Annotated in this window: 17 protein-coding genes; 6 read left to right on the top strand and 11 right to left on the bottom strand. The window is 57.4% G+C overall.

Features of this window, described 5'->3' with window-relative positions; genetic code table 11:
- Window positions 1–26 precede the first annotated feature (26 nt).
- The 4 genes from tssL to ACN0VH_RS16605 are packed head-to-tail and all read left to right on the top strand — an operon-like array spanning window position 27 to window position 6,440.
- Window positions 27–1,457, top strand: coding sequence for a type VI secretion system protein TssL, long form (tssL, locus tag ACN0VH_RS16620; RefSeq protein ID WP_278923830.1), 1,431 nt, complete (start codon window positions 27–29; stop codon window positions 1,455–1,457).
- Window positions 1,454–5,026: a type VI secretion system membrane subunit TssM gene (gene tssM, locus ACN0VH_RS16615; protein WP_417701370.1), complete on the top strand. Its 3,573-nt coding sequence runs from the start codon at window positions 1,454–1,456 to the stop codon at window positions 5,024–5,026. The genes tssL and tssM overlap by 4 nt, the downstream gene beginning before the upstream one ends.
- Complete coding sequence (gene tagF / locus ACN0VH_RS16610) at window positions 5,026–5,721, top strand: type VI secretion system-associated protein TagF (protein ID WP_417701368.1); 696 nt, start codon at window positions 5,026–5,028, stop codon at window positions 5,719–5,721. The genes tssM and tagF overlap by 1 nt, the downstream gene beginning before the upstream one ends.
- Window positions 5,718–6,440, top strand: coding sequence for a PP2C family protein-serine/threonine phosphatase (locus ACN0VH_RS16605; protein WP_278923833.1), 723 nt, complete (start codon window positions 5,718–5,720; stop codon window positions 6,438–6,440). Before tagF ends, ACN0VH_RS16605 begins: the two co-directional genes overlap by 4 nt.
- A 66-nt stretch (window positions 6,441–6,506) precedes the next feature.
- Here ACN0VH_RS16605 and ACN0VH_RS16600 read toward each other — a convergent pair whose 3' ends face one another.
- The gene (locus tag ACN0VH_RS16600) at window positions 6,507–8,654 is read right to left on the bottom strand and encodes a serine/threonine protein kinase (protein ID WP_278923834.1); all 2,148 of its coding nucleotides are present in this window, start codon (window positions 8,652–8,654) and stop codon (window positions 6,507–6,509) included.
- Between the two features lie 111 nt (window positions 8,655–8,765).
- Window positions 8,766–9,344, bottom strand: a complete 579-nt coding sequence (locus ACN0VH_RS16595; RefSeq protein WP_278923835.1) for an OmpA family protein — start codon at window positions 9,342–9,344, stop codon at window positions 8,766–8,768.
- A 162-nt stretch (window positions 9,345–9,506) separates the two neighbouring features.
- Here ACN0VH_RS16595 and ACN0VH_RS16590 point away from each other — a divergent pair, with 162 nt between their 5' ends.
- The gene (locus ACN0VH_RS16590; protein ID WP_278923836.1) at window positions 9,507–10,346 is read left to right on the top strand and encodes a M15 family metallopeptidase; all 840 of its coding nucleotides are present in this window, start codon (window positions 9,507–9,509) and stop codon (window positions 10,344–10,346) included.
- A gap of 65 nt (window positions 10,347–10,411) precedes the next feature.
- Here ACN0VH_RS16590 and ACN0VH_RS16585 read toward each other — a convergent pair whose 3' ends face one another.
- From ACN0VH_RS16585 to ACN0VH_RS16545, 9 genes are all read right to left on the bottom strand, one after another.
- Window positions 10,412–11,035 (bottom strand): hypothetical protein, encoded by a 624-nt coding sequence (locus ACN0VH_RS16585; RefSeq protein WP_278923837.1) that lies wholly within the window; start codon window positions 11,033–11,035, stop codon window positions 10,412–10,414.
- A gap of 59 nt (window positions 11,036–11,094) precedes the next feature.
- Window positions 11,095–12,549, bottom strand: a complete 1,455-nt coding sequence (locus ACN0VH_RS16580) for a caspase family protein (RefSeq protein ID WP_417701364.1) — start codon at window positions 12,547–12,549, stop codon at window positions 11,095–11,097.
- A gap of 172 nt (window positions 12,550–12,721) precedes the next feature.
- Window positions 12,722–13,063, bottom strand: coding sequence for a DUF8776 family protein (locus ACN0VH_RS16575; RefSeq protein ID WP_278923839.1), 342 nt, complete (start codon window positions 13,061–13,063; stop codon window positions 12,722–12,724).
- A gap of 2 nt (window positions 13,064–13,065) precedes the next feature.
- Window positions 13,066–13,452 (bottom strand): response regulator, encoded by a 387-nt coding sequence (locus ACN0VH_RS16570; protein ID WP_278923840.1) that lies wholly within the window; start codon window positions 13,450–13,452, stop codon window positions 13,066–13,068.
- 33 nt (window positions 13,453–13,485) lie between these two features.
- A complete protein-coding gene (locus ACN0VH_RS16565; RefSeq protein ID WP_278923841.1) occupies window positions 13,486–14,352 on the bottom strand; it encodes a CheR family methyltransferase in 867 nt (288 codons plus the stop codon).
- Entirely contained in the window at window positions 14,352–14,831 is a 480-nt protein-coding gene (locus ACN0VH_RS16560) for a chemotaxis protein CheW (protein ID WP_232405273.1), read from the bottom strand. Before ACN0VH_RS16560 ends, ACN0VH_RS16565 begins: the two co-directional genes overlap by 1 nt.
- Complete coding sequence (locus ACN0VH_RS16555) at window positions 14,821–16,992, bottom strand: chemotaxis protein CheA (protein WP_417701361.1); 2,172 nt, start codon at window positions 16,990–16,992, stop codon at window positions 14,821–14,823. Before ACN0VH_RS16555 ends, ACN0VH_RS16560 begins: the two co-directional genes overlap by 11 nt.
- A 1-nt stretch (window position 16,993) precedes the next feature.
- Complete coding sequence (locus tag ACN0VH_RS16550) at window positions 16,994–17,368, bottom strand: response regulator (protein ID WP_278923843.1); 375 nt, start codon at window positions 17,366–17,368, stop codon at window positions 16,994–16,996.
- Entirely contained in the window at window positions 17,365–17,652 is a 288-nt protein-coding gene (locus tag ACN0VH_RS16545; RefSeq protein ID WP_278923844.1) for an STAS domain-containing protein, read from the bottom strand. Before ACN0VH_RS16545 ends, ACN0VH_RS16550 begins: the two co-directional genes overlap by 4 nt.
- 455 nt (window positions 17,653–18,107) lie before the next feature.
- Here ACN0VH_RS16545 and ACN0VH_RS16540 point away from each other — a divergent pair.
- The coding region (locus ACN0VH_RS16540) for a HAMP domain-containing protein (RefSeq protein ID WP_417701358.1) at window positions 18,108–19,745 on the top strand (1,638 nt) is incomplete at its 3' end.

Genomic DNA, 19,745 nt, shown 5'->3' with positions numbered 1-19,745 from the left:
GTGAATTGGTGATTGGGGTATAGATCATGGGCGATTTTGACGATCCCTTTGCGGAACCGGGGGATACCGACAAGACGGTGATCCGCCCCAATCCCGGTGGTCGCCGTTCTGCATCGCCGCAGCCGATCACGCCGCAGCCTGATGCGGCCCCGGCTGAAGGTGCCGCCTCTGACGCGGCCATTGGTGTGCCTCAGGCTGCGACCCCGTCGGGCCAGAAGGCTTCTCTGACGGGTCAATCAGGTGCCGGAACACCTGCTCAGATGGCACTGACAGGGATGAATCCCTTGGCGGCCTGTGCCTCGGCGCTGTTTGCCCTGATCAGCCGTATCCGCAACCGCGCCCAGCATATGGACCCGGACGGGTTGCGCAAAAAAGTGGTTGCCGAGGTGCGCGCTTTTGAAAATCGGGCGCTGCAGGCTGGGATCGCGGCGCAGACCGTAAAGGTCGCCCGCTATGCGCTTTGTGCGACCCTGGATGATGTGGTGCTGAATACCCCCTGGGGCGGGCAATCCAGCTGGGGGCTACAATCCATGGTGGGCACCTTTCATCGCGAAACCGTTGGCGGCGATCGGTTCTACGATCTGTTGGCCCGGCTGGAAAAAGAACCCGGTGCCAATATCGACATGCTGGAATTTCTGTACATGTGCATGTCGCTTGGCTTTGAGGGGCGGCTGCGGATTGAACAGGGCGGCGCAGAAAAACATCTGCAAATTCGGGCTGCTCTGGCGCGGATCCTGCGCAATCAGCGTGGGCCGATTGAACGCGATTTGTCGCCCCATTGGGAAGGTGTGAGCAAGCCTTTCAAAGTGCTGTCTGCCTGGCGTCTTGTCTGGATCGCGTTGGGGGTGACTGCGGCTCTGCTGCTGGCGCAGTTTCTGGGTCTAAGCTGGACCCTGTCCAACAAGACTGAAAATGTGGTCGGGAAGTTGACCATTGTTGATGCCGGGCCGCCTGCACAATTGGCACGCCGTGCGCCTCCACCCCCGCCGCCTCCGCCGATCCAGACACTGGAGGAACAGGTGGCAAAAGTCGCCGATTTTCTGGGGCCTGAAATCGATGAGGGCATCGTTTCAGTGTTTCAAAAGGGCAATACCCTGATCATTCGGCTTGCGGGGTCGGGGATGTTCGGGTCCGGCTCGGATCAGTTGAGCACGGGCTTTCAGACCCCGGTAACGCGGGTGGCCGAGGCACTGAACGACGAAAAGGGCCGGGTCATCGTTGCGGGCCATTCGGATAATATCCCTATCCGGTCTTCGCGGTTTCCGTCCAATATGGCGCTGTCGCTGGCGCGGGCCAAATCGGTGATGAATGGCATGTCACGGGTGCTGAACGATCCTGGCAGACTGTCGGCCGAGGGGCGGGCCGAGAAAGAGCCGATTGCCGATAATGGCACCCGCGAAGGGCGCGCCAAAAATCGCCGTATTGAAATCTTGCTGGTGCAGGAGGTCGACCAATGATCCGCCGCTATCTTCTGCCGTTGTTGCGCTCGCTTTATTCAGCGCTTGTCTTGTTGGCCATCGTTTTGTCGGCCTGCGTCTGGTTTTTTGCCCCCTATCTTGGCAGTGCCGATTGGCGCCCCTTTGATAGTATTCAGGCGCGGATGATTGCTATTGCTGTCATCTGGGTGGTGGTGCTGGCGATCATCACCTTGGTGTTCTGGCTGCGGCGGCGACGGGATCGCAAGATGGCAGATGATATGGTCGAAGCGGTTGAAACCGTGGATGACGATGATGTCATGCTGGAAGAGCTGGGCGAACTGCGTAACAAGTTCAAACAGGCAATGACAGCGCTGCGTAAATCCAAGAATGGCCGCAGGCATCTGAATGTGCTGCCCTGGTATGTGATGATTGGTCCGCCAGGGGCGGGGAAGACCACGGCGATTGTAAACTCTGGTCTGCAGTTCCCGCTGGCGGATAAGCTGGGGAAGGCCGCCATTGGCGGGGTTGGCGGCACGCGAAACTGTGATTGGTGGTTTACCAATGAGGCGGTGCTGATCGACACCGCCGGGCGCTACACTACTCAGGAAAGCGATGCCGAAGCCGATAACGCGGCCTGGCTGGGCTTTTTGGGCCTGTTGAAAAAATACCGCAAACGCCAGCCGATAAACGGGGCACTGGTGGCGATTTCTCTGTCAGATCTGTCCCTGCAGGATGAGGTCACGCAGCAAGCACATGCCCAGGCGGTGCGCCGCCGTCTGTCAGAGCTGCGCGAGAGGCTTGGCGTGCGCTTTCCGGTCTATGTGCTATTCACCAAAGCGGATCTGATCGCGGGGTTCCAGGAATATTTTGACAGTCTTGGCAAGGAAGAGCGCGAACAGGTCTGGGGCTTTACCCTGCCGTTGGGCAAAACCAAAAAAGACCCGGCTGCGATTGAACATTTTGACGCGGAATTTGCCGCGCTTCTGGGGCAGATGAACGCGCAGCTGCTAGAAAAAATGCAGACCGAGACGGACCACCAGCGCCGTGCCCTGGTGGCGGGGTTTCCTGGCCAAGTGGCTGCTATGCGCAGCGTTGCCAAGGCTTTCCTAAACGAGGTGTTTCAGGATAATCGCTACGAACAGCGTCAGATGCTGCGTGGCGTTTATTTCACCTCGGGCACCCAGGAAGGCACCCCGATTGACCGCCTGATGCTGGGCATGGCGCAGACCTTTGGCATTGGCCGTCAGGCGATTGGCACTGGTCAGGGGGCAGGGCGCTCATACTTTTTGACCCGCTTGTTCGAAGGCGTGCTGTTCCCCGAGGCGGGCCTGGTTTCTGCCGATGACAAGGTTGAACGGCGCTATCGCTGGACCCGACGGCTGGCCATTGCCGCGACGGTCCTGGTGGCGGCTGCCATGGGTGGGCTATGGGTGAATTCCTATCTGAAAAATGCCGACTTCATTCGCCAGGCCGAACAGCAGGTGAGTGCCTATCAAGAGGCGGCCGGCACGCTGCCTTCTAGCCCAGTGGGTGATACCGACCTGGTGCCCGTGGCTGCGGCGCTGAACCTTCTGCGGGACATGCCGGGCAATCCCGTGCTTTCTGATCCAGAGCCGGACCGCGCCATGACCTACGGCCTATATCAAGGCGAGGTCATTGGCACCCAGACTGCCCAGACCTATCGTGCGGCGCTCAACCAACGCCTTCTGCCGCGGCTGCTGGTGCGTCTGGAAGAACAGATTGCAGGTAATGTGAATAACCCAGATGTGCTGTATGAGGCGCTGAAAATCTATTTGATGCTGGGGCTTCAGGGGCCGATGAACCCGGATCTGGTTAAAGAATGGATGCGGCTTGACTGGGAACTGGTGGCCTATCCGGGGGCCGCACGTGCGGCGCTGCGCAGTGATTTGATGGATCATCTGTCTGCCCTGCTGTCGCAGCCAATGGAAGAGATTGCGTTGAACGGCCCGCTGGTCGAACAGGTGCAAAGCATCCTGTCTGAAATGCCACTGGCGCAGCGGGTCTACAATGGGATCATCAATTCCAATCAGGCCACCAGTCTGCCGAAATGGCGTCTGACAGAGATAGGCGGCCCTTCGGTCAAACGGGCGTTGGTGCGCAGTTCAGGCAAACCTCTGAACGAGGGGGTCGAGGGCATCTTTACCTATGACGGCTTTAACAACACCTTCTTGCCAGAGGCTGTAAGTGTTTCGGAACGGGTGCAGAATGAGGCCTGGGTGCTGGGGCAACGGGCAGGTGAAGGCCAAAGCGAAGCCGCGCTTCTTGCGCTAAGCCGGGATGTGTTGGACCTGTATTATAACGACTATATCAGCCGCTATGATCAGATCCTGGGTGATGTGGATATCGTCGCGCTGGAATCCCTGAGCCATGCGGTCGAGGTGACCAATGTGCTGTCCGGCCCCACCTCGCCGATTATGAATATCCTGACGGAAATCAGCCGCGAAACCCGGCTGGCGGAAGATCGCTCTACGCTGGATTCGGATGCCTTGAATGAAGGTGTGTCGCAGGTGGTCGGGATCGAAACCCGCTCTGGGCTTTCCATTCAGGGTCAAATCCTGTTGGAGGCCCTGGTCAGTTCGGCGGCGAATGCGCCGGGCGAGACGGCAAAGCCGCCGGGGGCCTATGTGCAGGAGCGGTTCCAATGGCTGCATGATCTGGTGGCCCGTCCAGAAGGGCAGCCTTCGCGGCTTGATGATCTGATGGGGTCATTGCAACTGGTCTATCAAGAGCTGAACAAAATGTCGTTCAGCGGTGTCACCTCGGGGGAAAGTGGGCAGGCGCTGCTTCAGTTCCAGCAGGTGGCCTCGCGGATTGATGGCCCGATACAACGCTGGGCGACGCAGGTTTCGACCGGTTCCTCGGGGATTACCTCGGAAGGGACGCGGGCCTCTATCAATGCGCGCTGGCAATCTGCGGTGTTGCCGTTCTGCGAAAAGGCGTTGGACAACCGATATCCGTTTAATCGGCGCGCGCGGGCGGATGTGGCCATGGTGGACTTTGCCAAGCTGTTTGCGCCGGGTGGGTTGATTGATGGGTTTTTTGACGAAAACCTGCTGAAATACGTTGATACCCGCAGTCGGCCCTGGACCTGGAAGCGGGTGAATGATGTCGATCTGGGCATCAGCCAAGCGGTGTTGCAGCAGATGCAATATGCCGCTGAAATCCGCGATGCCTTTTTCAATAGCAGTGCCAATCCGGCAGTGCAGTTTCAGATCACGCCCAAGGCTTTGGACCCCAAGGCAAAAGAGGTCCTATTGGAGATTGATGGCTCCAAGGTTGCCTATAATCACCGTATGGGCCAGCCCACCCCGGTTGCGGTCAACTGGCCTGGATCGGTGGGTCTGGCCCGCATTACCCTGTTGCCGCAACGGCGGGGCAATGAAAATACTCTATCCCGCGATGGACCGTGGGCCTGGTTCCGCCTGTTGGACGCAGCCGAGGTGCGGCGCACCAATGTCAGTGATCGGCGGCGGGTGAATTTCCGTGTCGGTGGCCGCCTTGCCCTGTTTGAGCTACAGTCGGGATCGGTTGTGAATCCCTTTGCCCTGCCTGCAATGGCCAAATTCAGCTGCCCGAAGTCGATGTAATGGGCCATGTTTTTGGAGCCTTTGGCAAGATGCCCGCAGTTGGAGATTTCTTTCGTACCAACGTGCCGCCTGGCTTTGTGCGGATCTGGGACGCCTGGTTGCAACAGCTGCTGCTTACGGCGCAGGCGCAGTATGGCGACCAGTTTGATCCGCACTATATGTCGGCCCCCTTGTGGCGTTTTACCCTGGCAGCGGGGGCGGCAGGGCCACGCAAGATCATGGGCGTTCTGATGCCTTCGGTGGATCGGGTGGGTCGCCGTTTTCCCTTGACCCTGATGGTGCCGCTTGGCGGGTCTGCTGCCCCGGCGCAGGATCATTTTCAGGCCTCTGCCTTGTTTGAGCAGATGGAAAATATTGCGCTTTCCACGCTTGAACAGGATATATCCAAATCCCGGTTGGAGACCGATCTGGCGGCGTTGTCCCTGGCTGATATGCCGCGTCCCGCGCCGATACAGCAGGTGGAGGGGAGCCTTGTTTTTCGCGGTGCCGATGACAGTTGTGGCAGCGATCCGCGGCTTGATGCCCAGCTGGCCGGCGTTTTAATGGCGGAAAAATCCCCTGCGGGCTGCCTGTGGAGCACCCATCTGGCAAGCGGGCCGCGCCTGATGGTCACAGAGCATCTTCCGCAGGGGAAAGCGGCGCTTGGTCTGTTTGATCTTGGTGCCCCCATCTGGCAGGAGGCTTCGCCATTATGACAGAGAACTTGACCTATCGCTATGTGGCGCAGACCCATGTCGGGTTGAAGCGCCGGGTAAATGAGGATGCAATCCTAGCGCTACCAGAGCATGACATCTGGCTGGTATCAGATGGTATGGGTGGCCATCAGGCGGGCGATTTTGCCAGCGCGCTGATCGTGGATGCCGTGGCCACCCTGGCGCAGGGGCTTGATCCCGCGGCCAAAATGCATGGGCTGCGTGACAGGATACAGGGCGCCCATCGCGCAATCCAGACCGAGGCAGAGTTACGCGGCGGGGCCACCATCGGTGCAACGGTTGTCGCATTGATCCTGGCCAATGGGCATTTTGTTGGCATCTGGGCTGGTGACAGCCGTCTCTACCGCCTGCGCGATGGCGAGATTGCCCTGCTGACCCAGGATCATTCTGCAGTGGCTGAATATGTAAAGGCCGGCAAGATGAGCTGGGATGAAGCAGAGCAACACCCGCAGTCCAACGCAATCACCCGCGCGGTTGGCGTCGGCGATGAGCTGGATTTGGATAAGGTGCGCGGAACCATTGCGTCGGGGGATCGCTTTTTGCTTTGCTCGGATGGGCTGACCAAATATGCTAGCTTTGCAATATTGCAAGATGTGCTGTCCACCGCGCCGCTTGAAACTGTTGGCGACCGGCTGTTGCAAATCGCCCTGAACGGCGGCGGTGCCGATAATATCTCGCATATCGTTGTAGATGTGATCTAAAGTCTCCCACGTTTCATGTGAACGGCGGGCGGCTTTAGGCGGATAGGAAATACCACCGAACGGAACCTAGGGCAGGGCGGTTTCCAGTATTCTTGAATCCAGTGACAGGATCAGCCCTTCGTCCTTAATACTGTTCTCTTTCAGGGATTCGGCGAAGCCTACCGCGCTTTCAGACGTGGGTCGCAGGCCGGCAAAGAGCGGTTCTGTGGAGTGCAGCATCAATATCCGGCTTTTGCCCAGGGTGCTGTCATCGACCCGAAAGGCCAGGCCGCCGTTCTCTGCGGAATCTGCCAGACTATAGGCCACCCGCACCGGCACTGGCCCGGCAGCACCTGCGCGCAGATCGGCAATTGCATTGCCCTGGCGAGAAATATTGGGCAGCAAATGAAAGACATTCCCGGATACATCCAAAATAGACACAGTCAGATAACCGCTGGTCATTGTGGCTGGAATTACCACATCAATCACTGGGTTTTCCCCGACAAAGAAGCGGCCCGAGGGATTGGGGCTGCCGTCGCCACCGACCTGAAAGGCAACTTCTAGATCGCCTGTCGGGGCCTTGGGCAGGGCTGTCTCCACCACGCAAAGGGCTGGATTCAATACCTCGGTGTCCAGGGCAATTTCGCGCGTGCCGACCATTTTGCGCAGGCTGTCAAACAGCTGCACACGGGTCGCTGGTTTGGCAAGGGTGCCAGTGATTTTGACTGTGTCATCAGGGGCAAAACCGCCTCCGGAGGTCCCCCCCGTAACCCGAAGCGGGCCGCAGTCTTCAAAGCCGCCGACCAGTCCGCGCACCTGTGCGATTGGGAGAACCGGCAGCCGATAGGTGATTTCTGCCCGTCCGGTCATGCCACCGGGCAGTCCTTCCTTGAACAGGGCATTCAGCCGCGCTGCCAGCTCTGGATCGGTGGTAACACCGCTGAGTTTTGCCTGATTGTTGCTAACCGCAAGACGCCAGTTCTGTACGTCCATCATCGGCGCGACCATGGCCAGGATGTCGTCGCCCCAAGTGTCGGAAATGTCCCCCTGCGCGAGGGTCAGATCAGCCTGTTCGACCAAGGCCGCCAGGGCATCACTGCTATCCTGCGAGGGCATGTTGCCAATGGCGCGCGTTTGCCCGGATTCTGGTTTTTCGACAATCAGCGTGAAGGGATCTGCCCGCGGATAAGTTGGCCCCAAGACGCTGTCCAAAGCACCGCTGAAATAGGCGCCAAGGGTTGCAACGACCAGCACAAGGCCCACCAGCCCAGCCAGGATCGGCGTCTTGCTACGGCTGGTTTTGGCCGGGGTTGGCTTGCTGTCGCGCTTTTCCGCCGGATTTGGGGCAACCGACGGCACAATGATCGTGGCCTCCTCTTGCAAAGGAGCTGGCTCGGGCGCTTGCGGGTCGTTCAGATTGTCCAGAAAGGATAATACCTCGGCTGCGCTGCCCAGGCGGGTGTCTGGATTGGGGTCGCACATCCGCTGAATAAGCCGTTGAAATGGTTCGGGCAGCCCCTCTGTATTCAGTGGTTTTTGTTTGTTTTCAACCACCTCCATCGGATTGGCACCCAGCGACGGGGCGGCGCCGCGGAAATTGGCCAAGAGCAATGCGCCAAGCGCGTAGACATCGGCCCGCGCATCGGTCTGCCCCGCCATCTGTTCTGGCGCCGCGTAGGAATATTTCCCTGCAAATTCATTGCCAACAATGGTTTCTGCGCCGGGCTTGGTGTCTTTGGCGATGCCAAAATCAATGATAACCGCCTGCGCCGGATCGCCGTCGCGCAGGATGATATTGTCTGGGCTAAGATCGCGATGCACGATATTTCGGGCATGGGCCGCCTTCAGGCCTTCGGCGACACGGCGACAAATCACCAAGAGATCTGCGGCCTCCATTGGCCCCTGTTTCAGCTTTTTGTCCAGACCGGGTCCATCGACATAGTCCATCAACAGATAGATATGGCCGTCGGGTGTGCGGTGATTTTCGGAATAGCGCACCACCGCGTCGTGCCGGATTTCGCGGATGTTTTCTTCGCGGGCCATCAAGACGGTAAAGTCTTCGTTGCCGGAAAGCTCATGCTTGAGCACCTTGATGGCGACAAGGTTGCCGGAGATTTCCGAGCGCGCCTTATAGACGTCCGAGGTGCCGCCCCGGCCCAACAGCATCTCAATGCGATATGTATTGTTCAGCAAATCGCCGGGCTGGAACATGTCACTTGGCCGAGAGCTTATCATGCGCCTTGGCCCTTATCGGCTGGCACTGATTGCAGCGGGACATTGCACAGGGGCACAACAGATCCGCCTGATTGTGCAGGCCCCGGTGCGGCCATGGGGAAAAGCACCGGGTTAGCCCAGAGCCTGGAATTCTACCCGGCGGTTTTCATCCGCGCGCGGATCATTGGCATTATAGGGGGCTGTTTCGCCCATGCCGATGGCGCGCAGCATGTTTTCGGCAACGCCGCAGGTGCTGACCAGATAGCGGCGGACTTCTTTGGCGCGCAGTAGCGACAGCCGTTCGTTATAGGGCGCCGAGCCAGAACTGTCGGTATGGCCGATGATCTGAAAAACCGTGCCCTCCATCGCCTTCATCGAGGCGCACATATTGGCCAGCTTGGGCTGCTGATCGGCGCGCAGGGCAGCGCTGTCAAAATCAAAAGAGATCTGCACATTGATTTGCGACTGCCGTTCAACTGGCGTGTATTCGTCGCTTGCGGCGGCCACGGTCGCGGTTTCCTGGGTGTCAGCTGCCGCGGCCGTGTCGGCCCCACTGGGTACGATCACCAGACCTCGGGTTTTTTGCTGTTCAAAGGCTTTGGTGATCTCTTCGACAGAGAGTTCCTGATTGCTGTCTTGTGCCTGCGCCAGGGAGACCTGAAAAAGCAGGGCTGAACAGAGACAGGCAATACCAAACTTAATGCGGACCATAACGTGCCCCCTATACTGAAAAACAACTCACGAAAAAGTCTATACCACAGGATCGGTTCTGCCAATGGGGCGGCGGGGATAAGATCGTCGCGGGGGCGACAAAAGGCTTTACTCGCCGTGGCTACCGTTCTTGAATGAGGTTGGTATTGAGTAGAGGATGTTATGCGGGTTTTACCGGCGATTATTATCTGTCTGGGGCTGCTGTTGGCACCTGCGGTCTGGATGGGCCTGAAATGGCTGCTTTCGGAGGAAGATTTCCAGGGGGCGGCTGTTGACTCCACCGCGCGAATTGAAATCGAAATGCTGCGGCAACAGATCGAGGATTTGCAACTACGGCTGAGTGATCTGCAGACCGAGGTGACACGTTTGCCGCTTGATGGCAGCGGCCAGATGGCGCCAGAGGCTTCCTCTGCCGAGGCCGAGCGAGAAATCTGGGATCAGACCGAAGGGGCCGATCTGGACTATGCCCAGGTTGTGCTGATTGCCGATCGGGTCAATGTCAATCGTGGGCTACAGGTGACTGGCGGGCGCTACCTGACAGAGCGGTTGGGCCGTCCGCGCGAAAGCCTGAGTGACACCTGCCAACCCATGACCAACCCTGATCTGAAGGCAAAGCTGGTGACAGAGCAGGTTGGCCCCATCCGGGTCAGCATGTTGCGCCCCGCCATCGAGAGCCTGAAGGTGGTGTTTGAAAACATTCGCAAGGCCGATCCAGACCTCTATAATCGGATCAATACTGCAGGGGCGCTCTGTGTGCGGCGTATCCGTGGTACCACAAATTCGCTTTCGACCCATAGTTATGGCCTGGCGGTGGATCTGAATATTGATGGCCAACTGGACAATTTCACCGATGGCAAAACCCAGTTGGGCTTGACCATCATGGCGGATTTTTTCTTTGATGAGGGCTGGGTCTGGGGGGCCGGATTTCGCCGCGAAGACAGCATGCATTTCGAAATCAGCCGCCGCCAGTTGGAGAGCTGGATGAGCGAAGGCCTGCTGTAGCAGGACCTGTGCGGTTCCAACCCGCAACAGGCCCGCAACAGGAATGGCGCACTCTGCGCGGGAGACTAGGAGCGGAGCAGGACTTTGTTTGATCCCAGCGCCTGGGCCAACTGCTGATATTGGCTGGCGCGTGCCGCCGACTGGGTGGAGGAGCGCAGCAATCGTGTCTCGGCTTCTTCGAGGATGACGAGGGCCTGCTGGTAGCTGCTGGCGCGCTTCTCTGGGGCGATGGAAACCAAGGGCCTTGAGGAATATTGCCCATCAGCGCTGCGCAGCCGTGCCCGGGGTTGGGCCGGGTCGGAATTGTCGCGGGCCAACTGGCGTAACTCTTTTGCGGTGTCGCTCAGGATTTGCTTCATTTCTTCATGACCGCCCATCTGGGCGGCATCAGCCACGACGGCTTCCAGCCGCTCTGCGAGGCAATCGACCACGAACCCCGCGCTGCCATTGCAAAGCGCCGGTGCCTGCCCCAACCGGCTGGCAATCTGCGGCACAGAGCTGACCCGCGTGGTCGGAGATCTGCCAGAGGGGCTGCCGGCGCTTTCCTCTTCGCTGTCGTAATCTGCATATCCCCCATAATCACTGGTGTCAGAACTGGAGTCATCGGTTTCCTGCGCCGCCAGTGGTGAAAATAGGCCAAGCCCAAGAATAAGAGCTGTGACAAGGGTCGTTCTGAGACAACGTAACATGAAGAAAACCTTTCACTTATTACTGCAAATATTGCTGCATTGCCCACTTTTTGGGTGACTTAGTCTTCCAACCCATAGGCCCGGCGGATGCCGCGTTGGGTGCCGGGGCCAAAATCACCATCAATTGAGCCTTGATAGAATTCATGCGCTCTCAGCTCGCTCTGCAAGGCCCGGCGGGTAGCCAATGTGAACATGTTGGGGCGTTTGCTCAGCAGGTCGAGCACATCGCTGCTGCCCGTGCGCAGGGCCGCATAGAGGAACCGGGCCGCATCCTTCGGACCCTTGTCTGGAACCAGGCCATCGTCAATCAGGGCCGCAAAATTGAACTGTGCCTGCGGATGGCGCAGTTCTGCGGCACGTTGAAAGAAGCCATAGGCTTTTTGTGGATTGGCAGGCAGACCAAGGCCGCCCTGATGGTGCAGGAAGCCCAGATCATTAATTGCATCAGCGAAATTCTGGCGGGCTGCCGCCTGATATAGCTGCAGCGCCTTTTGTGGATCAGCCGCCACACCGGTGCCGCGTTCATATAGCTTTGCCAGTTCGAACTGGGCCTCAGGCGCGCCGGCAGCCGCCGCCCGTTCCAGAAAGGCCACGGCGGCGGCCGGGTCAAATTGCCCCGCATTGGGGTTGAGCCGCATATAGGCCAGGCCCAGCATGGAGCGGGTGTCGCCCAGTTCGGCTAGGGCCAGAAGCTGTTCTTCCTGATCTGGTTTGATTGCTGACCAAGACTCAGAGGTGCCTGCCGGCAGGGCCTCACCATTGCTTGCTGAGGCCAAATAGAAGGGCACCCCTGTCAACGACCCGTAGGTATGGGGTTCTTGCAGATTTCCTGTTTTTTCCAGAACAAGGTCACGTACCTGGCGAAACATCAGGCTGATCTCCAGCCCGGGCTGTACCATTTTCTGCATCAGTGCCTGGGCGTAGGGGCTGTTGTTTCCGGTGCCGTCCAGCGCCACCTGGCCATCCCGCGCAGCAAAGGCCACCAGGGTGCCGCGCTCAGGATCCACCGCAGCCATGCCACCGCCGCCACTGCTGCGGGTGTCTTCTACGGTGTCGGTGGCTTCGGCAAGCTGATCCAGTGCAAGGGCATCCCCAAGCGGGTTGTCGCGGCAGCTGTCCAAGATGACGATACGCATCTTGCGCGCCCGGTCCACCGCCGCCAGCAGTTGTTTCAACGAGGCGGACTGACGCTGCACATCACGATTGTTGGTGACCTCGGCATCCACCGGAATGAGGAAGTTTTCCCCCTGTACCTCGATGCCATGCCCAGCATAATAGACCAGCGCCAGATCGGCCACTTCGGAGCGAAAGGCAAAATCTTCAAGCAGGCGGGTCATGTCCTGCGCCGTGGCATCCAGCGCCAGGGTCACGTCAAAGCCGATACCTTCCAGACTTTGGGCCATTCCGCTGGCGTCATTGTGCGTGTTTTTCAACGGCGGCAGATACTGATAGTCGGCCATGCCAATCACCAGTGCGATCCTATCGCGCCCGGCCTCGCCCATTTGGGGAAGCATAAGGCAGACTGCTGCCGCCAGGATTTTTAAAAAACCAGCCATACCAATACCAATACAGAGACAAAACGCGCCTTACTGGTAATCTAACGCGTTGTCGCTGCAAAGAAAGGGAAAAAAGCCGCTCAAGCAATAGGCTTAAGCGGCTTTGATCGGTTTTTCTGGATCTTTCCCCTTATGAGGGAATAAAGTTCCCAATTTCGCTCAGGCGGTCCCGCAGTTTCTGCAGCGTAACCGTTTCGGTTGCCGCCTGCAGATCTGCTGCGCCTGTGTCTAATACTTGGGTTTCGACCTGTTCATAGAACGTGGCCATTCCTGCCAGCGTTTGCAGCACCAAATCAAAGTCCTGCAACGACTGCGTTTCCTGGCGGGTCGGTTTGGTGCCACGATCAAAGATATCGTGGACCACGTCCTCTAGGTTTTGCACCTTGGAATAGAGCTGCCGCATTTCACGTGCTGAAATGGCGCTTAGTCCCGAGATTGTATCGCTTTGCACGGTGTCGCTTTGCATATTCATGATTACAGTCGCCCGACGACCTGTTCGATCGCCTGTTTCATGGTCGCAACGGTAAAAGGTTTGCGGATGATATTGTTCAGCCCAAGCTTTTTGCCCACTTCGATGATTTCTGGCGTTGGTTTGCCTGTCACCAGAATAAAGCCAAGACGCTGGGTTACCTGATTGGTGCGCACCGCCTGCAACAGGCCCAGGCCATCCATGCCTGGCATGTTGTAGTCAGACAGAACCAGATGCACAGGCGTCGTCGTCAACTTTTGAAAGGCGGACTGGCCGTTGTTTTCGACCATGTAGTTCTTGATGCCAAGCTCGTCCAGACACTGGGTAATGATGCCGCGGCTTGTGGACATATCATCCACGACCATAACGCGTAGAGAGTCTTTTAAGCTCATGATGTTTTCCTCGTGTTGCTCTTGTCTGCTCGTTTACTGAGCATCGCCTCCGTGGGGAGTGTTGATGTAGGTCGTGATCCCAGAAGTTTTCATGTTTGCCTCGGCCGGCCCGGACATGCGTTCCGAGTGGCCGATAAACAGATACCCTCCTGGGTTCAAACAGCGTTGAAAGGCTTGCCAGACCTTCTGCTGGGTCGGTGTATCAAAGTAGATGGCCACGTTGCGGCAGAAAATTGCGTCGAATTTTCCCTTAAACGGGAAGGGTTCGATCAAATTCAGCACCCCAAAGGTGATCATCGACCTTAGATTTTCGGGCATACGCCCATCTGGTTCCATCTTGGGAACCAGGCTGCGGTATTCAGCCGGGATCTGGCCCAGTTCGTCCTGCGGGTATATTGCGGCCTGCGCGTGTTTGATTACCTGCGGGTCAATATCCGTTCCCAGGATTTTGAAATCATACTTGCCGATCTCCGGGCACATGCTGTGCACGATCATTGCCATGGTAAAGGGTTCCTGCCCCTTGGAGCACCCCGCAGACCAGATCCGGATCCGTCCCCCATTTCGCGCCCGTTCGATCAACTTTGGCAGGACATCTTTGCGCAGAGTTTCAAAGTGATGCGGCTCCCGGAAAAAATGAGTGACATTGGTGGTCAGCAGCGACAGCAACTTGCTGCGCTCTGCGTCACTGTTCTTGCCATTCAAACGGGCCAGGTAGTCTTTGAAGTTGACGACATTCTGCTGTCTCAGCTGACGGGCGAGCCGCGCAGAAACCAGGGGTTTCTTACTGCTCGACATCGACAGCCCAAAGTGTTTGTAGGCAAAATCAGCAATTGCCTCAAAATCCTGATCCGTCAGGTTGAACCCGTCGGTCGCGGAGTCGATGGAACCCGCAGCAAGCATTAGAGCACCTGCTCTGGAACAGAGATAACCGCGTCCAGGTTGATGATCCGCACCATGGTTTCATCATGCGAAATGATACCCTGGATATATTCCATCGTGTTGCGGCTATCGACCGGGGGTGTTTCCTGGATCTCTTCAGGATCGATCGAGATGATCTCAGAGACGGATTCGGCCAGCAGGCCAACGGGTTTGCCATCCGAAGAGACGACGATAACAACATTGCGCTCGCTGGCTTCGGTGGTTTCCAGACCAAAGCGGGCCGAGAGATCATAGATCGGGATCACTGCTCCGCGCAGGTTCATCACGCCCAACACGTCCGAAGGCGCATGGGGCAGGATGGTGACCGGCGACCAGCGACGGATCTCGCGGATCTGGGTGATCTTCAGACAGAAGGCCTGCCCCGCGACTGTGAAGCTGACAAACTCGCTAAACTGAGCGTGCTTCACTTCCTGGTCATTACTTTTTACTTCAGCTTGCATTGCTCATTCTCCGCTCGGTGTCAAAGGCACCTGCCGTGGTAGGCGAGGCTGCCAGTATGCTTTCTGGATCAAGGATCATCGCGATCTTGCCGTCCCCCAGGATGGTTGCGGCGGCGACGCCGGCAATTTCGCCGCAGACACCATCAAGGCTTTTGATGACGACCTGGCGTTGGTCGTGGATGTCATCCACTGCCAGGGCGCTGCGTTGTCCGGTTTCGGTTTCTACCAGCAGATAGACGCCGGGGGGGCGGTCATTGTCTTCCTTGCGAAGACCAAGCGCGCCGGCGACATCACAGATCGGAACAAAACTGCCGCGGATCGACAGCAAGGTGCCATCGGCGCCCAGGTTGTTGATCATATCGTCGTTGCCGCGCATTGTTTCGACAATCGAGGTGATCGGAACCACCATGGTCTGATCCGCCACTGAAACCACCATGCCATCCATAACCGCAAGGGTCAGAGGTAGGATGATGGTAAAGGTTGATCCCTTACCCGGCGTGGAGGTGATGTTGATCCGCCCACCAAGCCCGGTGACCGCATTCTTGACCACATCCATGCCAACCCCACGACCCGAGAGGTTGGAGACCTCTTTCGCTGTCGAGAACCCTGGCAGGAACAACAGGTTGTCGATCTCGCTATCCGTCAGTTCGGCGTTTTCTGGAATCAGGCCCTTGTCGATGGCAATCTGCTTCACACGGGGGCGGTTGACCCCTGCACCGTCATCTTTGACTTCGATACAGACAGAGCCGGACCGATGTGAGGCGGTCAGCCGGATTTCACCAATCCTGTTTTTATTGGCGCTTTCCCGGTTTTCGGGCGTTTCGATGCCATGGTCGACTGCGTTACGCAGGATATGCGTCAAAGGGTCTGCCAGGCGTTCGATTACTGTCTTGTCGACTTCGGTGTTTTCGCCTTCGGTCACCAGTTTGCAGGTCTTGCTTGTCGCACTTGATGCTTCTCGTACGATCCGGGCCATGCGTTGGAACAACGGTTTCACTGGCTGTGCCCGGATGGACATGACGCCTTCCTGAATGTCGCGGGCCAGATTCTTAAAGCCCTCGAGTTCTGTTTCAACGTCCCGTACATCGGCCACATCGAGATTGGCAATTTGCTGCGCCAGCATTGAGTGGTTGATAATCAGCTCCCCAACAGCGTTGATGAGCCGGTCCACCCGTTCGAGATCTACACGCAGTGTCGGATTCGGCCCACGCTGCTCTGATTTTGTGCTCTCGGCTTTGGGGGCTGAAGATTTGGCGCCAGAGGCTTCCAGCTGTGCTTCAGGCGTCGGCACGGGGGCCGGCTGTTCAAAAGGGGGTGTTGCTGTCTCTTCAACCATGGCTGTGGGCTCCGCTGCCGGGGTAAGGTCTACAGGGGCCGTCCCGAAGGCGGCGTCCAAAGCAGCCAGAGCTGCGGCATCCGCATCCGCATCACCCGCGCCTACGATTGACAGCTCGCAGAGGCCTTCAACAAATTCAAAGACGGCTTCTACGGTGGATCGTGGTTCGCTGGTGGTCAGGGTCAGATTCCAGCTCAGATAGCTTTCTTCTGGATCCAGACTGTCAAAACCAGGCAGTTCAGAATCGTCAAGAACGATGTCCAGCGGGCCCATCTCTTGCAGAGCCTGGAACAGGAAAAAGGGTTCGTTTCCTGTGCTGTACATGTCCTTCAAAGGGCGGAAGTGAATCTGATAGGTCTCTGCCGTGGGGACCTGTGGGATATCGATCGCGCCAATATCTATCGGTCCGCCTAGCCCCATGGGCTCAAACGTGAGATCCTCTTCCTCTTCAGGAATATACTTGTCCAGCGCTTCGATCAGCATGTCGTGATGCGCCTGATCGGTTTCGCCGCCATCGCGGGCAACCGCCACCAGGTTGTACAGGTGGTCACAAGACCGCAGCAACAGCTGGATCAGCGGTTCGTCAAGCTCCATCCGGTTTGAACGGACTTCATCAAAAACGGTCTCAAATCTGTGGGCAAAAGCCACCAACTCGTCCAAGCCAAATGCGCCCGCGCCACCCTTGATTGAGTGAACTGCGCGGAATACGGCATTGACTACCTCTGGGTCATGATTGCCTCCTTCGATGGCACTCAGACCCTCATCCGTTGCTTCAAGGAGTTCTTCGCACTCCTCAAAGAAGGTGTCCTGAATGGAGCCGGCCATCTTACGCCGCAGCCCCGGTAACGCGCTTCAGCGCGAAGATCAGAGAGGCATCATCAAATGGCTTGGTGATCCAGCCGGTTGCCCCTGCATTGCGGGCACGGGCCTTCATTTCAGGCGCGCTTTCCGTGGTCAGAACCAGGATTGGAACCTTGGAGTTGATACCGGTGCCGCGCAGCTCTTCAATGACGCCAAATCCGTCCAGGTTGGGCATGTTGATGTCGGTGATGACCACATCAGGAGCGACATCTTCGTACATATCGACGCCTTCGCGCCCGTCAACGGCGCTGACGTATTCGAAACCAGCCTCTTCCAGAGTTGCTGCAAGAAGGTTTCGAATGGTACGGGAATCGTCGATTGCCAATACTTTGGTTTTCATGCTGTTACCTCGTCTTCAAATCGGTTGGGCTCTAGACCCAAGAGCGTCAGGGAGTTGCGGCAGGATTCGGTAATATGGGTTACCGCGAACCCCAATTCTTCAGAGCGCCACTGCTGCTCGGCACTGAGAAGCAGTTGTAGGCAGCGCGATGGCATTGCCGCTACGTTGCTGCAGTCAATCTCGACAGCAGCGGCACGCGCCTCGCCCAGAAAAGTCGCAAGCGGACTCAACTCGGCAAATGCATTTGGCAAATCCAAAAGGTGTTTCTGCGTTTCTGTGGTCATCTTCCGCGATTCTCACCCCCGTTGTCGGTGACATGTGTGTATTCGATGGCTCCATAGTTAGGCCGTCTGGCTTAACAATTGATTGCTGTAAGATGTCAGAAAAGCGGTTTTGTGCGCCCCGCAACCGGTGACAATTCTTGATTTTCCTAAAGTTTTCCCAGTCTTCGGGCCGATTCTTGAAGGCGGTGAGGGTGTTTTAAAATGAAATGCCCGCGCGCTTCCGTAAAACGTCCGCAATGCCGCTCCGTATATACGCGGGCTGTTTTGCCCTGCTGCCTAGCAGCGCAAAATGGCGGATCCAGGGCCCTGAAACCTACCAAGATCAGGCGGATTCAGGGCAAATTGCTAAACTTCAAAATACTGTGTCAGCGGCGTAAGCGGCAAATTAACATCTCTTCTGCAGTCTGGGCCTAGTTCCGATGCGCATTGCCGCAGTAAAGCCTCAGGAGAAAAAAATGCAGGGTTTGAGATCTCTCAAGATTGCCTTCAAGTTGCCACTGTTCGTGGTTGGCTTTGGTGCGCTGCTTACAGCTATTATCGTTACGATCAGTACCGTCAATTTTCAAAAAAGCGCCTTTAACCAGGCAGAAAATCAGTTCGAATCCTTGATTGCTGGACGTAAAACGGCGCTGGGATCGCTGTTTCGTGGCATCAGTGCGGATCTGATGACACTGGCGGCAAATCCGTCAACTGCAACGGCGCTGCAACGGCTCTCAGCCGCCTGGAGCAATCTGGGCACCGAGGCCTCTGATGTGGCGCGCGCGGCCTATATTACTGATAACCCATTCCCGGCAGGCGAGCGACATAATCTGGATCGTGGGAAACAGACGATTCCCTACAATATCCATCATTCCAAGTTTCATCCGGCCTTTCGCACTCTGCTGACGGCCAAGGGGTATTATGACGCCTTCCTGATCAGTATGCCTGGGGATGTGGTCTATAGCGTCTTCAAAGAAGACGACTATGGCACCAACCTTATGACCGGACCCTACAAGGATTCGGATCTGGGCAATCTGTTCCGGGCTGCGTTGGACGCTGCAGAAGGTGAAGTCATCTATTCTGACATCCGCCCCTATGGCCCCAGCGACGACATGCCTTCGGCGTTTGTGGCCACCAAGATCGTGTCGAACTCTGGCCAAACCGTTGGTGTTGTCATCTTACAGATGCCGGTTGGTCTCATCGATGGCATTATGAATGATGCAAAAGGGATCGGTGAAACGGCCGAAGTTTTCCTGGTTGGGGATGACTTCAGGGCGCGCTCTACCTCTCGGTTTGAAGGCGGCCATGCAATTCTGGATCCGCTGCCCACCAGGTCCTTCCTGACAGAGGCCCTGGCAGAGCGCGGCACCTTTACCACGGATGCAACTGGCCTGCGTGGTCAGCAGGTCGCCGCCTATGCTGAACATATCCAAATGTTGGGCACCAATTGGGCGATTGGTATTGAACAAGACAGAGACGAGCTGCTGGCTCCTGTGGTGCATGATCGCAATATCCTGTTGCTCGCATCCCTTGCCGGCGCTGCTGTCATGTCGATCCTGGGCTGGCTCTTTGCTGGCACCATCACTCGACCGCTGGACCGGATCTGCCGCAGCATGGAGGCGGTCTCTTCAGGTAACCTGAATACCGATGTGCCAGAGGCAGGTCGCGGTGATGAAATCGGGGCGATCGGAAAAACCTTGGTCAGCATGCAGGAAGATCTGCAACAGGCCAGAATCGCGGAAGAACAGCGCGCCGAATTGCAGCAGCAACAACAGATTGTTGTCGAAAACCTGAGTGCCGGCCTCGTGCGGCTGTCCGAAGGTGATTTTTCGCAACCGATTGAACAGGCCTTCTCGGGGGAGCACGAGAAGTTGCGCCAGAACTACAATCAGACGATAGACACGCTTAGCGGCACTGTTTCTCAGGTGATCGAGGCCTCTGGTTCCATTCGCAACGGAGCCGCCGAAATCAGCCGTGCATCGGATGATCTGTCGCATCGTACCGAAAGCCAGGCGGCGACGCTGGAAGAAACCGCCGCCGCGATGGACGAGCTGACCGCAAGCGTCAAATCGGCCGCCGAAGGGGCGCGCAGCGTCGAGGCGACGATGGAGGCA

The sequence above is a fragment of the Pseudophaeobacter sp. genome (assembly GCF_048267565.1).
Classification (GTDB): Bacteria; Pseudomonadota; Alphaproteobacteria; order Rhodobacterales; family Rhodobacteraceae; genus Pseudophaeobacter; species Pseudophaeobacter profundi.
Note: the sequence above shows the minus strand (reverse complement) of the source record. Positions and strands in the feature narration are given on the sequence as shown.

Excerpts from the sequence above, each read along its gene's own strand:
- ACN0VH_RS16590 (WP_278923836.1), top strand. The coding sequence starts at position 9,507 with ATGCGGGTTTTACCGGCGATTATTATCTGTCTGGGGCTGCTGTTGGCA.
- tssL (WP_278923830.1), top strand. The coding sequence starts at position 27 with ATGGGCGATTTTGACGATCCCTTTGCGGAACCGGGGGATACCGACAAG.
- ACN0VH_RS16570 (WP_278923840.1), bottom strand. The coding sequence starts at position 13,452 with ATGAGCTTAAAAGACTCTCTACGCGTTATGGTCGTGGATGATATGTCC.
- ACN0VH_RS16605 (WP_278923833.1), top strand. The coding sequence starts at position 5,718 with ATGACAGAGAACTTGACCTATCGCTATGTGGCGCAGACCCATGTCGGG.
- ACN0VH_RS16550 (WP_278923843.1), bottom strand. The coding sequence starts at position 17,368 with ATGAAAACCAAAGTATTGGCAATCGACGATTCCCGTACCATTCGAAAC.
- ACN0VH_RS16600 (WP_278923834.1), bottom strand. The coding sequence starts at position 8,654 with ATGATAAGCTCTCGGCCAAGTGACATGTTCCAGCCCGGCGATTTGCTG.
- ACN0VH_RS16585 (WP_278923837.1), bottom strand. The coding sequence starts at position 11,035 with ATGTTACGTTGTCTCAGAACGACCCTTGTCACAGCTCTTATTCTTGGG.
- ACN0VH_RS16580 (WP_417701364.1), bottom strand. The coding sequence starts at position 12,549 with ATGCTTCCCCAAATGGGCGAGGCCGGGCGCGATAGGATCGCACTGGTG.
- ACN0VH_RS16555 (WP_417701361.1), bottom strand. The coding sequence starts at position 16,992 with ATGGCCGGCTCCATTCAGGACACCTTCTTTGAGGAGTGCGAAGAACTC.
- ACN0VH_RS16575 (WP_278923839.1), bottom strand. The coding sequence starts at position 13,063 with ATGAATATGCAAAGCGACACCGTGCAAAGCGATACAATCTCGGGACTA.
- ACN0VH_RS16565 (WP_278923841.1), bottom strand. The coding sequence starts at position 14,352 with ATGCTTGCTGCGGGTTCCATCGACTCCGCGACCGACGGGTTCAACCTG.
- tssM (WP_417701370.1), top strand. The coding sequence starts at position 1,454 with ATGATCCGCCGCTATCTTCTGCCGTTGTTGCGCTCGCTTTATTCAGCG.
- ACN0VH_RS16595 (WP_278923835.1), bottom strand. The coding sequence starts at position 9,344 with ATGGTCCGCATTAAGTTTGGTATTGCCTGTCTCTGTTCAGCCCTGCTT.
- ACN0VH_RS16545 (WP_278923844.1), bottom strand. The coding sequence starts at position 17,652 with ATGACCACAGAAACGCAGAAACACCTTTTGGATTTGCCAAATGCATTT.
- ACN0VH_RS16560 (WP_232405273.1), bottom strand. The coding sequence starts at position 14,831 with ATGCAAGCTGAAGTAAAAAGTAATGACCAGGAAGTGAAGCACGCTCAG.
- tagF (WP_417701368.1), top strand. The coding sequence starts at position 5,026 with ATGGGCCATGTTTTTGGAGCCTTTGGCAAGATGCCCGCAGTTGGAGAT.